12 protein-coding genes and 2 pseudogenes are annotated in these 12,539 nt (G+C 59.3%); 5 read left to right on the top strand and 9 right to left on the bottom strand.

The window, feature by feature from the left end; genetic code table 11:
* Positions 1 to 272: 272 nt before the first annotated feature.
* The 3 genes from OU682_RS21960 (at position 273) to OU682_RS24425 (ending at position 2,289) form a co-directional block, all read left to right on the top strand.
* Positions 273 to 1,442, top strand: coding sequence for a sulfite oxidase (locus OU682_RS21960; protein ID WP_268944334.1), 1,170 nt, complete (start codon positions 273 to 275; stop codon positions 1,440 to 1,442).
* A gap of 14 nt (positions 1,443 to 1,456) precedes the next feature.
* A complete protein-coding gene (locus OU682_RS21955; protein ID WP_268944333.1) occupies positions 1,457 to 1,870 on the top strand; it encodes a cytochrome C-552 in 414 nt (137 codons plus the stop codon).
* 119 nt (positions 1,871 to 1,989) lie between these two features.
* Entirely contained in the window at positions 1,990 to 2,289 is a 300-nt protein-coding gene (locus OU682_RS24425; RefSeq protein WP_371832298.1) for a substrate-binding domain-containing protein, read from the top strand.
* Here the strand turns inward: OU682_RS24425 and OU682_RS21950 are convergent.
* From OU682_RS21950 to OU682_RS21920, 7 genes are all read right to left on the bottom strand, one after another.
* On the bottom strand, positions 2,286 to 3,272 hold the full coding sequence (locus OU682_RS21950; protein ID WP_268944332.1) for a zinc-dependent alcohol dehydrogenase: 987 nt from the start codon (positions 3,270 to 3,272) through the stop codon (positions 2,286 to 2,288). The two genes, OU682_RS24425 and OU682_RS21950, sit on opposite strands and share 4 nt — an antisense overlap.
* Positions 3,269 to 4,006 carry an SDR family NAD(P)-dependent oxidoreductase gene (locus OU682_RS21945; RefSeq protein WP_268944331.1) on the bottom strand — a complete coding sequence of 246 codons (738 nt, stop codon included), beginning with the start codon at positions 4,004 to 4,006 and terminating at the stop codon, positions 3,269 to 3,271. The genes OU682_RS21950 and OU682_RS21945 overlap by 4 nt, the downstream gene beginning before the upstream one ends.
* Entirely contained in the window at positions 4,003 to 5,316 is a 1,314-nt protein-coding gene (hisD, locus tag OU682_RS21940) for a histidinol dehydrogenase (protein ID WP_268944330.1), read from the bottom strand. Before hisD ends, OU682_RS21945 begins: the two co-directional genes overlap by 4 nt.
* Before the next feature lie 20 nt (positions 5,317 to 5,336).
* A complete protein-coding gene (locus OU682_RS21935; RefSeq protein WP_268944329.1) occupies positions 5,337 to 6,656 on the bottom strand; it encodes a TRAP transporter large permease in 1,320 nt (439 codons plus the stop codon).
* 7 nt (positions 6,657 to 6,663) lie between these two features.
* Positions 6,664 to 7,170: a TRAP transporter small permease gene (locus OU682_RS21930; RefSeq protein WP_268944328.1), complete on the bottom strand. Its 507-nt coding sequence runs from the start codon at positions 7,168 to 7,170 to the stop codon at positions 6,664 to 6,666.
* Positions 7,171 to 7,235: 65 nt separating this feature from the next.
* Entirely contained in the window at positions 7,236 to 8,390 is a 1,155-nt protein-coding gene (locus OU682_RS21925; protein ID WP_268944327.1) for a TRAP transporter substrate-binding protein, read from the bottom strand.
* A gap of 33 nt (positions 8,391 to 8,423) precedes the next feature.
* Positions 8,424 to 8,612, bottom strand: a complete 189-nt coding sequence (locus tag OU682_RS21920; RefSeq protein ID WP_268944326.1) for a hypothetical protein — start codon at positions 8,610 to 8,612, stop codon at positions 8,424 to 8,426.
* 111 nt (positions 8,613 to 8,723) lie between these two features.
* On the opposite strand from OU682_RS21920, the gene OU682_RS21915 reads away from it, so the two are divergent.
* A complete protein-coding gene (locus OU682_RS21915) occupies positions 8,724 to 9,770 on the top strand; it encodes a LacI family DNA-binding transcriptional regulator (RefSeq protein WP_268944325.1) in 1,047 nt (348 codons plus the stop codon).
* Positions 9,771 to 9,872: 102 nt separating this feature from the next.
* On the opposite strand, the pseudogene OU682_RS21910 reads toward OU682_RS21915, so the two are convergent.
* Positions 9,873 to 10,097 (bottom strand): annotated as a pseudogene (locus OU682_RS21910) (transposase); the annotation flags it as partial.
* A gap of 115 nt (positions 10,098 to 10,212) precedes the next feature.
* Between OU682_RS21910 and OU682_RS21905 the strand changes: the two are divergent.
* Positions 10,213 to 11,244, top strand: coding sequence for an IS110 family RNA-guided transposase (locus OU682_RS21905; RefSeq protein WP_268944324.1), 1,032 nt, complete (start codon positions 10,213 to 10,215; stop codon positions 11,242 to 11,244).
* Between the two features lie 327 nt (positions 11,245 to 11,571).
* Here OU682_RS21905 and OU682_RS24505 read toward each other — a convergent pair.
* Positions 11,572 to 12,373, bottom strand: a pseudogene (locus OU682_RS24505) (IS30 family transposase); the annotation flags it as partial.
* Between the last annotated feature and the right edge of the window lie 166 nt (positions 12,374 to 12,539).

The following is a 12,539-nucleotide window of genomic DNA, read 5'->3' as shown; positions in this document are numbered from 1 at the left end:
AAGGAGAACACCCGGATGTTCTATGGCGATGCCAAGGACAGCCTCAACAAGCTGCTGCCGATGATCGAGTGATCGGCGAAACCTCTGCGCAACAGGTTTCATCCAAGCCCTTCCATAAGGACCGGTTCTTGCCCTCACAGCAACCACGGAGAACGACAATGTCCCAGCAAGCCTGCAACACTGTAGCAACACATGACGGAGACACCCCGGACGAGGCGCGGCGCCGTTTTCTCAGGACGACCGGCCTATCGGCCTTGGGTGCAATGTTGGGAATGACGATCCCGTTCGAGCGCAACCTGCCCTCAGGCGTTATCCCTGTGGCCCTTGCTCAGGATACCGGAATGGATCTGATGTCTGGCAAGACGGGACTTGTCGTCCTTGGTGATCGTCCATTGAATGCCGAGGTGCCTGCCCATCTGCTGGACGACGATATCACCCCATATGAGTATCTGTTCGTGCGCATGAACGGTCTGGTACCGCAGACAGCTTTGGATCAGAATGCCGAGGGTTGGAGCCTGACCATCGACGGCGAGGTCGAGAATCCGCTGGAACTGACGATTGACGACCTGAAGTCGCGCTTCGAAAACGTTACCCGCCGCCTAGTGATTGAATGCGGTGGTAATGGCCGCGCATATTTCCAACCTGGAACTTCGGGCAATCAGTGGACGGTGGGCGCGGTCGGCTGTCCTGAATGGACCGGCGTGCGGCTATCCGATGTGCTGAAGGAAGCCGGCTTGAAAAAGACGGCGGTTTATACCGGCCATTATAGCAACGATGTTCACCTGAGCGGCGATGAAGAAAAAGTAGTGATCTCGCGGGGGGCTCCCATCGAGAAGGTTATGGAGGGCGACTCAATCATCGCCTGGGCGATGAACGGAGAGCCGCTCTCGGCCTTGCATGGGTTTCCGCTGCGGGTGATCGTGCCGGGTTATCCGGCCTCAGCCTCGCAGAAATACCTGACTAGGATCTGGATCCGCGACAAGGAACATGATGGCGCCAAGATGACCGGAGATTCCTACCGCATCCCGGCCTATCCCGTGGCGCCGGGAACCGAAGTTCCCGAAAGCGATATGGTGGTCCTGACCAATATGCCTGTCAAATCCATTGTTACATTCCCTCAAACCGGGACAGAAGTGAAGGCGGGGGAACAAGTCGAGGTGCGCGGCCATGCCTGGTGCGGCAAGGGCGATGTCAGTGCAATGCACGTCTCGATTGACTTCGGCCAGACTTGGCAAGAAGCTACGCTTGAGCCCGCAGCGAATAGGTTTGCTTGGCAGCGGTGGCGTGCGAACCTAACTCCGCCGCAGCATGGCTATTACGAGGTTTGGGCCCGCGCCACCGATCAGGACGGCATTAGCCAGCCACCGCAGTCCCCGGTTTGGAACCCTCGTGGGTATGCCAACAACATCCAGCATCGCATCGCGCTTGTCGCGGTGGTCTGAGGGCGGAGCAGGGTATGAGAATTCTCATTCGCAACTGTGCTAGTGCCTTCGCAGCCCTGGCACTTGGCGCCGGTCTCGCCTTGGCCGCCCCGGAATCTGATCCGATGAAGGCCTTGGCGGGCCTGCCCGCCGGGAACAATCCGCTGGACCCGATGACTGCCCTGATGGCGCGTTCTGACGAGGGAGCGGATGCTGAAAGCAATGCGGAGTTGGGCGGCCTGCCGGATGGTCCGGGTGCGGAGGATACCTATTACCAATGCGTTGCATGCCACTCGACCGAAATCATCAAGCAGCAGCGCGTCACCGACCACCGCTGGGACGAACTGTGGACCTGGATGGTAGAGGCGCAGGGCATGGTTGAGCCCGACGACAAAACCAAAAAGGTCATTCTGACCTATCTGAAAGAAAACTTCTCTTCGGAGAGATAACATGCAACCACACTACCATTGCCATTTCGAAGATCAAAGATGGAGCCCGGAATTGCGCTAATTGAAGCTTCATACGCTTTGACGGGGCACAATTTGGAATTACAGATCGATAATCCGCTCTGCTGGGGACCCGTCAGCGCCTATGCTGTAATGATGGCTGCGATCAGACAGGGGTCGCGGTTCCGCAACAACTCTCCATTGCAGGCCTCGATGATCTTGAACGGAGCCGCCATTTGCAGCCTAGCCTAACGATGATCCACATGCCCCCCAATGAATTCTGGAGACGAGCAGACAGCTTCCTGATTGAACTTCAGGCCGATCAAAGGCATTTACGTCATCAGCGCGGGGACTTTGTTTTATCGTTCGGGAGTCGACGGCGCCGCCTGCTTGCTAGCCGTTGGCGACGCCGAAGGAGTTAAGGAATCAGCGTGACCTTAGGAGCGGCGACCTGCCCAGCAGCGATGCGGGCAAATGCATTTGCTCCATCAGCGAGCGGCACAGCCTGGGCCCAATCCAGCGCGCCCAGCTTGCCGTCGAACATCGCGGCGGCGGCCTCCCGGAAATCGGCGGCGGTATAGGTATAAGTACCGATGAAGCTCAACTCCTGCAGGGTCGCACGGCGGATGTCGAGTCCCGGCCCCGCATCGCCAAGGCCGATATGGACAAGCACGCCCCCTGGTCGTAAAGCCGCACTCGCCGCACTGCGGGTGGCACCGTACCCCACACCGTCAATGACCAGATCCACGTCTTTGGGTAGGGCGACGCTCGGATCCAGCGTCTCGATCCCATCTTGCTTGGCTGCAATGGCGCGTCGAGGGGGGGAGGGCTCGGACAGGCTGATATTCCCCGCTCCCATGGAGCGCAGGACCAGTGCTGCGCCAAGCCCGATTGCGCCGCCACCGATGACCAGACAGCGCGCCTTGTCCAACGGTAGGTCTAGCGCGGCGGTGCCTAGCCGGACGGCGTGCCAACCGCATGCCAGTGGCTCTGCCAGCGAGGCCTGCTGTGAGGAAATGCTATCAGGAATGGCAACCAGATTCCGCGCTGGTATCGCAAGATATTCAGCAAACCCGCCTTCACGTGGCGGCATCGAGATGATCTGCCGTGTCGTGCAAAGATTGTCCCGGCCAGCACGGCAGAAACGGCAAGTGCCGCAGGTGACCAGAGGGTTGATCGTCACGCGCTGCCCCGCCATCGGGCCTGCAATTACGGTTCCTGCGACTTCATGACCAAGGATCAAAGGTGCGGGGCGGCGCTCGTCATGGCCCGCCCACGCGTGCATGTCGGACCCGCAGATGCCCGCTGCCTCGATCCGGATCAGCGCGTCTTCAGGGCCTGGTACCGGGTCGGGAGCGTCGCGCAGGTGGAGTTGTTTGACTGCCGTGTAGACAAGTGCCTTCATTTTGCGGTGAACCCCCCATCGACGTAAAGCACCTGTCCGGTGACATAGTCCGAGGCAGGCGCGCACAGGAAAAGCGCGGGGCCGAGAATGTCGGCCATCGTGCCATTCCGCCCGATACAGGTTTGCGCGGCATTGCGCGTCGACAGTTCCGGGTTGCTGAACACGGGACTGGTCAGTTCCGTTGGAAAGAACCCGGGCGCAAGCGCGTTTGCCGTGATGCCATGCCGTGACCATGCCTCGGCCATCGCGCGGGTCAGTTGTGCGATCCCGCCCTTGGAAGCCCCATAGGCTATGCCCGCAGCAAAGGCACGCTGACTTTGCAGCGAGGCAAAGTTTACAATTCGTCCCCAGCCTTTATCCCGCATTGCTGGAACCATCGCTTGCGCAAGGAAAAACGGCACCGTCAGGTTCAGGGCCAGCGTTGCCTGCCAACCCTCCGGCGTGACATCGTCTGCGTGCTGGCGGATGTTGATCCCTGCCGCGTTGATCAGGATGTCAGGCGGGCCGAATACCTTCGCCACCCGCGCCGCAATGTCCGGCGTGACAGATGTGTCGGACAGATCAGCGCTGATCGCGGCCGCGGTCTTGCCGTCGCACCAGTCGGGACTACGCCGTGATAAACAGACCACGCGCGCGCCGCCCTGCACCAAGGCCTCCGAAATGGCCTTTCCAAGTCCGGAACTTGCGCCAGTGACACAAGCGATCCGGTCCTTGACGCTGAAATCAGGGGTCATGCGACCGCCTCATCATCAAGCTGGAAGGTTTCATTCGGGAAGTACTTGGCGAGGCGAATGTCTGCGGTGCGAGCATGTCCTTCCATACCCTCCAGTCGCGAGATACGAGCGGTTGCCTCGGCGATGGGTTTTGCGCCTTCGCGAGTGGCACGCTGCCACGTTACCAGCTTCATATATTTATGTACCGACAGCCCGCCAGTATAGCGCGCAGCACCAGAGGTCGGCAGGACGTGGTTCGTCCCTGATGCCTTGTCTCCAAAGGCAACAGTCGTTTCTTCGCCCAGGAAAAGGCTGCCATAGCAGGCCAGCCGGTCCAGCCACCAATCCAGATCAGCGGCCTGGACAGTTAGGTGTTCGGGCGCGTAACGGTCGGCAGTGGCAGCGATTTCCTCGCGCGTTTCGCAGAGGATCACCTCGGCATAATCGCGCCATGCATCGGTGGCATTCTTCGCGTTTACTGGCGGCAGTGTGGCGATCAGCTGCGGTACCCGGGCCATCACGGCATCGGCAAGCGCGCGACTGTCAGTGACCAGCCAGACGGGCGAGTTATAGCCATGCTCCGCCTGACCAACCAGATCCCATGCGACAATCTCAGGGTCAGCGGTGGCATCTGCCAGGACCATGCTGTCGGTTGGGCCGGCGAACATATCGATGCCGACGCGGCCGAACAGAAGCCGCTTCGCCTCGGCTACGAACTGGTTCCCAGGACCGACAAGGATATCGGCAGGCGGCAGGCCGAACAGACCGAATGCCATTGCCGCAATCCCCTGCACGCCGCCAAGCGCCAGGATCTGATCCGCCCCGCACAGATCAGCGGTGTAGACAATTGCCGGGTTCAGCCCCACGTCCGGACGGGGTGGCGAGCAGACCGCAATATGTCCGCAGCCCGCGACCTTGGCCGTTGTAACCGTCATCAGGGCCGATGCGACATGGCTGTAACGCCCGCCTGGGGCATAGCACCCTGCCGCCTGACACGGGATTGCCTTCTGCCCAAGGACCAGGCCCGGCTGTATTTCCGTCTGGAAGTCGCGGATGGTTTGTTTCTGAGCCTCGGCAAAGCGGCGGACGTTGTCATGGGCGAAGCGGATATCGTCTTTGATGCGTTGCGAAAGAGCTGCGCTTGCGGCGTCGATTTCGTCACGGGTCAACACGATGTTGCCATTGTAGCGATCAAATTTCTCGGCATAGGCGCGGGCTGCGGCTTCCCCGCCTGCTTCGATCTCAGACAGGATTTTCTGGACAGTAGCCTGCGTCTCGCTCGCATCGGATGTGGATACGCGGCCTGCTTTTTTCAGATAAGTAACTGACATGGTTTTTCTTCTTTCTGTTTTCAGGGAAGCAGCAGGGTTGAGATCGCTGGGACATAGGCGATCAGCAGCGTGACCAGCAGCATGAAGATGACGAAGGGAACGGCGCGAGCCGAGATGCGCAGCACGCCTTCCCCCGTGAGGCCGCTAACCACAAACAGGTTCATTCCCAGTGGTGGCGTGATGAAGCCGACCCCGAGGGCGGTGATCATCATGATGCAGAACTGGATCTCGTTCATGCCAATGTTGTCGGCCAAAGGCTTCAGCAGCGGCGCAAGGATCATGATGTTGGGCGTTGTTTCCATTACACAGCCCGCTGCGATCAGGATCGCGATCATCAGGAGGATCATGATCCAAGGTTCACTGCTGATGCTGGTCATTGAATGGACAAAGCCCTGCGGGACACCCATTGCCGACAGTGCCTGTGCAAGAGGAAGCGACATGGCAATAATCGGTACGATCACTCCATTCACCTTCGCCGAACTGACCATCATCGAGGGAAAGTCCGACAGTCGCAGCGTACCCAGCACGAAGCCCATCAGGATGGTGATAGTAACGGCAACAGCACCAGCCTCTGTCGGAGTCAATTGGCCGCTGAAGATGCCGTAGAAGATGACACCGGGCACGATGAAGGCATACCAGCCTCGCGCCACTGTCGCGCCCAGATTGGCCAGCCATTCATGAAAGCTGAGCGCATTGCCATGTTCATATGCGTGGCGGCGGTTGATGAGTGTATTCGTCAGCAGGATCGAGAACAGAATGATCAAACCCGGGATCAGCGCCGCCTTGAAGAGCGTAGAGGCCGATATGCCAAGCACCAGTCCGATAACGATATAGGCGATAGATGGTGGGATCAGGATACCGGTACAGGCCCCTGCAGCCACCAATGCGCATGCATAAGGGCGCGGATAGCCGCTCTCGACCAGCCGGTCAATGGTCATGCGACCCACTGCCGCGGCGCCCGCTGCGTCCGATCCGGAAATGGCTGCAAACATCCCACAAACGAGCACGGTCGCTGAGCCAAATCCCCCCCGTGTCCAGTTTGTCAGTGCCTCGGCCACGTCAAGGAATTTGCGGCTGAGGCCCGTCCTGACCAGCACATCGCCTGTCAGGATGAACAGCGGGATTGCTGTCAGAGCAAAGTGGTCAATGCCCGAAAACAGCCCCTCGCCGATCAGCGAAAGCGGAAGCGCCTGTGAAAAGACCAGCAGCAGCACGGTCGAAACACCAATGGCAACCCAGACCGGCACGGCCAGCGCGACCAGCAGCGCAAAAATCGCTACAGGCAGGTAAAAAGTCCAGTCCAGCGCCGCGGCGCCTTGCTCCATATACTGCCACAACATTTTCGCCTCATTCGAACATGCGGGCGCCCTCGTAGACCGGGCGACCAGCGCGCAGGTCCGCGAGATCGCGGGCAAGGGATTGCAGAAGCCGGAACACCATCAGCGAGAAGCCGACCGGCACAGCCATGAAGAACCAGATCATTGACACTCGAAGACCGTGGCTCACCGAGCCAAAGCGCCAAGACACGTGGATCATCTCCAGCGATAGCCACAGCGCCAAACAGGCTAGGCCGAGTGTTACCAAGTCGCCAAAGATGTAGATCAGCGTCCTGCCACGCGGCGATACATAGTTCAGGATAACGTCGATACGGATATGGGCGCGCTCGCGCACGGCGGCAGCCGCACCGATCCAGCACAGATAGATGAAGCAGTACCGGACGACCTCTTCGCCCCAGATCGACGAATACGAAAAGACTTCGCGACGGATCACCTCGATCGTCATCGTCGCAACCAGCATCAGATAGAAAATCAGCAAGGCCCAGTGCTCGGCGTTGCGGTCCAGGGTTTTCCACATGGTTCATCGTTGCCGGTGAGATGCCGGCCCCTTCCTTGGTTGGTCTGGATTGCGGTGACTTGCGGTTACGCGTCGTTAACGTAGGCGCGCGCCTCGGTTCCCGCTGCGTCGGCAAGGCGCTCAAAATCAGTCATGGATCCTGCGAGATGCGTCTTGAAGCGATCCCATTCGCTGCGCTGATAGCCACCCGCATCAATCCATTGCGCCATCTGGTCATCGTCTAGCGTGTGAAATTGGACACCCGTTTTTTGCAGCTCTGCCATCGCAAAGAGACGTGCGGCGGGTACTTTGGCGAGGTTCTGCGCCGCGGTGATCTCGGCCGCGAAGTCGATGGCCTGCTGCATCTCCGGGGGCAGAGCCTGGTACCATTCCAGATTGCACGAGTAGACCTGCGCATCCGGTACTGCCTGCGTAAAGGTCACATGGCTTAACATGTCGGCGAAACCAAAGACGTAAAGCGCCCCTACTGCAGGGTCTAGGGCATCGGCCACGCCCTGCTGGATTGCAGATGGCGTCTCACCCCATGCAACCGGCGTCGGGTTGGCGCCGACCAGTCGATAGAAGGTCTGCAGCATCTCGGATCCTGGGACCCGGAATTTGATGCCGCGCAGGTCGGACGGCACCATTACCGCGCCGCTTCCACCCTTGCGAATGGCGATCACCCGTGGATCAATAACGGCATAGAAGAGCGGTTTGAAGCCTCTCGCCTCTACCTGGGGGTGAACCCAGTCACGCCAGACATCCGAACGCGTCAGGTTTACGAAGCGCTGGTTCGATCCGCATAGGTAAGGCAGATTGATGAGATCCACTACTGGCGCGAAAGGCGCAAAATTGGCGATTGAGTGCTGGGCTGCCTGAATAGTGCCGCCCTGCACTTTGAGCAGCAATTCGTTCTCTGCCCCCAACTGGCCCGCGGGAGCAAGCTTGACATAGATCTTGCCACCGCTGGCATTCTGAATGTTCTCCTTCAGATCGAGTTGCATGATCGGGTAGCTACGATCCGCCATGAGCACATAGGCCGTAGCAAGCGTCATGATGTGTTCGGCCGCCCGCTCTCGCTCCCGTTCCTCATTAAGAGTTTGGGCGGCAGCGGCGTTCGACCATAGGATGCCGCCCGCAGATGCGACAACTGCCGCGGTAAAGCTGCCCGTGCCTGCCAGCTTCAGAAAGTTGCGCCGCGATGCATGCGCCTTCCAGATCTGTTCTGCTTCCTGTGACAATGTTCCACCTCTCCCCTGTTGGAACGTTTGTTCTTATCGTTTGCTGCGTTGCTCCAAGATCAGAGTACCAATGCCAAACAAGGCAACCGCAGCCAGCAGGACCAATGCCTCGGATGCAGTGCCAAGCCATCCCGCACCACGTCGGGCCGCGATTAGATTGATCAGGAAAAGCACTCCAAGCAGCCCCGAGGCTGCAAATGCGATAAGTCCGGAGAATTTCATCGCTACACCTCCTCATGTAAACGAATCGTCGCCGTAAACCGAATGTAAGCGCTTACATTCTGTTGTGCAAGCGCTTACACTGCTAACCTCGGAAGAAAGGCGAGGCGGGCGATGAACGACAGGAATGGAAACCGCAATGGAACACATCCCAAGATTGAGGATGTCGCACGATTGGCAGGCGTCTCCACTGCAACGGTCTCACGTGCTTTAAACGCTACTGGACGCGTGCGCGAAGAAACGCGCCTTGCAGTCGAACGTGCGGTAGCTGAGTTGGGCTATACGCCAAATTTCGGTGGGCAGGCCTTGGCGTCCAAGCGCACGAACACTATTGGCGCGATCATTCCCACTATGGAAAACGCGATCTTTGCTCGAGCGCTTCAGGCGTTGCAGGAAACTCTGTCGGAAAGCAACGTGACACTTCTGGTTGCAACATCGCATTATTCACCGCAGCGGGAAGAGGCGCAGTTGCGGTCTTTGTTGGCCCGCGGCGTCGATGGTCTGGCGCTGATCGGCATCTACCGGTCAGAAATTGCCTATCGCCTGCTGGATACGCGGCGAGTACCTTTCGTAATCCTTTGGTCGGATCCGGCGCAGTCGACACATGTTACTATTGGGTTTGATAATCAGGCAGCCGCAAGTGACGTAGCGGAGCGCGTGATTGCGGCGGGGCATCGTCAGATAGCGATGATTTCAGGCATCAGAGACGGTAACGACCGTGCCGAAGCGCGAGTCGCCGGTGTCGCAGCGGCAATGCAGGCGCATGGGCTGGTGCTGCCCAATAATTGGCTGATTGAGATTCCCTATACGTTGGACGATGGAGAGCAAGCGGCCCGCCAAATCTTGACCAAAACACCGCGTCCTACGGCGATTGTCTGCGCCAACGACGTCATCGCCGCAGGTGTTCTTCGCGCCGCGCGAGAGTTGGACATCGACGTGCCTTCGCAGCTTTCAGTGACCGGATTCGATGATATCGAACTTGCACGCGCCGTTTCACCGCCCTTGAGCACCGTTCACGTTCCCCATCGCCGCATCGGCTCAACGGCGGCGCGCTTGCTGATGGACTGGATCATAACCGGTAATCGTCCAAATTCGGTCACCTTTCCAACAGCTTTTATGGCGAGGGAGTCTTTACAACGGCTAGAGGTCGCAGTTACCTGAAATCGCAGCCTGTAATGGCGTCACGTAAACACGGTAGTGCCACCACATCAATACCGCTGCAGGCTCCATTCTGAATGCACCAGTCCTGCGGGGCAGGGTTCGTCATGGTGCCTCCAGTCGTATCAGTTCATCTCGGAACGCTTCGGTCGGTGTTCGGTAGCCCGAGCACTTTCGGGGCGTCGCGTTCAGCCGCTGACATGTCATCCTCATCGAACGAGGCGTCAGCTGCAACACAGCAGTGTCCCGGGGCAGGTAGCGACGTAATCGTCTGTTCATGTTCTCGACCGAGCCTTTTTGCCACGGCGCCTGCGGGTCGCAGAACATGGGTTAATCGCGCGTCGCGCTTCTCGGGCACTGTGTCGTGGAACCGAGCCGCCGCCCGATACGATGGAGACGCCGGGCCGATGAACGGCTTGGTCGCGCCATCGGATGGAGAATGACCATGGAGCAGTATGTTGGACTTGATGTTTCTCTGAAGGACACAACGATCTCGATCCGCCAGGGCGGGCGGCGGATCTGGCGAGGGAAATGCCCCTCTGACCCCAAGGCCGTTGCCCAGACCATTCGCAAGCATGCTGCACAGCCCCAGAAGGTCATCTTCGAGAGCGGCCCGCTGGCGACCTGGTTCTTTCACGCCTTGACGGAAGAAGGACTGCCCGCGATCTGCATCGAAGCACGTCACGCTCAGAAGATACTCAGCGAGACCCTCAACAAGACCGATGCAAACGACGCGGATGGTTTGGCGCAGTTGGCTGAGGCTGGCTTTTACAAGGCCGTGCGGGTCAAATCGTTTGGAGCCATGCGGATCCGCACGCTCATTGCAGCGCGTGCTCAGTTGCTGGGCATGACAACTCAACTGACAAACCAGATCCGCGGCTTCATGAAAACCTTTGGGCTCATTGTTCCGAAGGGCACCGGGCGCGTCTTCGATTTCCATGTTCGAGAGCTGGTGGCAAACGACGGCCCACTGGCGCAAATCATCTTGCCCCTGCTGGATGTCTGGCTCGAACTGCGCAAACGTGCCGCCCGTCTGGGTCAGCACCTGCTTGCCACGGCACGGCAAAGCGCAGCCATGAAGCTCCTTATGACAATACCCGGCATCGGCGCCATCACAGCAATCTCCTACCTTGCCGCGGTCGAACATCCGAACAACTTCCGAAACTCCCGCGTTGTCGGTTCGTGGCTTGGCCTGACCACCCGCCGCTATCAGTCCGGTGAGGTTGATTATGACAGTCATATCTCCCGCCGAGGTGACCGCCGGCTGCGTGGCTTGCTCTACGAGGCTGCAACCGCACTGCTCACCAGAACCAGCGCTGAAAGTGAAAACCGGCTCAAGGCCTGGGGCCTTCATCTGCGACAGAGGCTCGGCTTCAAGCGCGCCGCCGTGGCCGTGGCACGCAAGTTGGCGGTGATCATGCACACCATGCTGAAGACGGGCGAGCGCTTCAACCCAATGGCTGGAAGCCCGGCATAAGACTTCCAGCTCAACAAGCTCAGCGTGTCAGAACCCCTGATACGAGGAGGCGTCCCTGTCTCGGACGAGGGTCAGGCCATTCTGAAGGACTTGGCTGCAGCCGCGATGGACTGCGTGCAGAACATAAGAAGGCTTCACCTGCGGAGACCGAAATGCGGCAGCCCTGTGCTGACCGCGGAGACAACCACGCTCCGGACATACGCAGCCTCCAGGATGCCGATGAACTGAGCTGACCCGTCCTTCTGCACCTACATCCCAACGGGCCAGAAAGGCGCGACCTGTCTGGCTTTTGCAGAAGGGCTTGACCGAGGTGGCGCGATTAGACAACCAGGCCTTCGTGCCCATGCCGGTTTCCAACTCGCGCCAGGCCACGAACTCCAGGCCGCGGTCAAAGGTGATCGAGCGCCGCGCCTCGGCGGGCAGGGGTGACATCTCTTGGATCAGACGGTTCATGAGGGGCCTGGACTTCCGATCGTTGTTGCGCAGCAGAACCGTGTAGCGGGTCTTCCGTTCGACCAGCGTGGCCACATTGGCATCGCCCTGAGCGCGCTCAAAGATCATCAAGTCGCCTTCCCAATTACCAAACTGGCTGCGATCGTTGATCTCGGACGGCCGGTTGTGAATGCTTGTTTCCGCAGGAAAAACCCGGTTGCGGGGTGTGCGAGCATAGCGTGGCTTCCGCTTTCGACGCCGCTCGGGCAGGAGGCGCGCCAGCTGCGCTGACTGTCCTTCGGCAGAGTAAACATACTGGTAGATCGTCTCATGACAGAGCCTGTGCGGGGCGCCGGGTTCAATCCTGAGCCGGCCTGCAATCTGTTCGGGAGACCAGCCTCCCTGAAGGCAACGGATCACTTCGGCACGCAGATCCGGAAGACGCTCGAGCTTGCGCCGACGCGATCGCCTGCAGTCGGCCTGGGCCCTGGGCCTGGGCCTGAGCCGTCACATGCCAGTAGCCATCAGCCTGCGGGACGTCCTTGTCATGCCACCAGTTGCGTTTGATTTCGCGCGTGATGGTCGAGCGATCGCGGCCGAGCATCGCCGCAATCTTCGTCTTTGGCACCTTGGCCTGCAGCATCCTTGCAATCACGCGGCGTTCGTCGAGCGTCAGGTTGGTGAAAGGGCGCCTTATCACATGCTCCTGAAGTGCTTCAGGAAACTATCGAGTGATGCATTCCAGAATGGAATGTGCCCGCCGCTCGCCTCGGTCGCCAATAAGGGGTGATATGGGAAGTTGGCATCCTCAGTTCACATGAAGAGCAAGCGCGCATCTTTCATGGCGGGTCCTTGCAGCTCAT

Origin of the sequence: Paracoccus benzoatiresistens, from assembly GCF_026913015.1 — a bacterium.
Taxonomy (GTDB): Bacteria; Pseudomonadota; Alphaproteobacteria; order Rhodobacterales; family Rhodobacteraceae; genus Paracoccus; species Paracoccus benzoatiresistens.
The sequence above is the reverse complement of the archived record's forward strand: the minus strand, read 5'-3'. Positions and strand labels throughout refer to the sequence as shown.

What these genes read in the sequence shown, in the direction of transcription:
- OU682_RS21960 (WP_268944334.1), top strand. Translation starts at nt 273, where the DNA reads ATGACGATCCCGTTCGAGCGCAACCTGCCCTCAGGCGTTATCCCTGTG.
- OU682_RS21955 (WP_268944333.1), top strand. Translation starts at nt 1,457, where the DNA reads ATGAGAATTCTCATTCGCAACTGTGCTAGTGCCTTCGCAGCCCTGGCA.
- OU682_RS21950 (WP_268944332.1), bottom strand. Translation starts at nt 3,272, where the DNA reads ATGAAGGCACTTGTCTACACGGCAGTCAAACAACTCCACCTGCGCGAC.
- OU682_RS21945 (WP_268944331.1), bottom strand. Translation starts at nt 4,006, where the DNA reads ATGACCCCTGATTTCAGCGTCAAGGACCGGATCGCTTGTGTCACTGGC.
- hisD (WP_268944330.1), bottom strand. Translation starts at nt 5,316, where the DNA reads ATGTCAGTTACTTATCTGAAAAAAGCAGGCCGCGTATCCACATCCGAT.
- OU682_RS21935 (WP_268944329.1), bottom strand. Translation starts at nt 6,656, where the DNA reads ATGTTGTGGCAGTATATGGAGCAAGGCGCCGCGGCGCTGGACTGGACT.
- OU682_RS21930 (WP_268944328.1), bottom strand. Translation starts at nt 7,170, where the DNA reads ATGTGGAAAACCCTGGACCGCAACGCCGAGCACTGGGCCTTGCTGATT.
- OU682_RS21920 (WP_268944326.1), bottom strand. Translation starts at nt 8,612, where the DNA reads ATGAAATTCTCCGGACTTATCGCATTTGCAGCCTCGGGGCTGCTTGGA.
- OU682_RS21915 (WP_268944325.1), top strand. Translation starts at nt 8,724, where the DNA reads ATGAACGACAGGAATGGAAACCGCAATGGAACACATCCCAAGATTGAG.
- OU682_RS21905 (WP_268944324.1), top strand. Translation starts at nt 10,213, where the DNA reads ATGGAGCAGTATGTTGGACTTGATGTTTCTCTGAAGGACACAACGATC.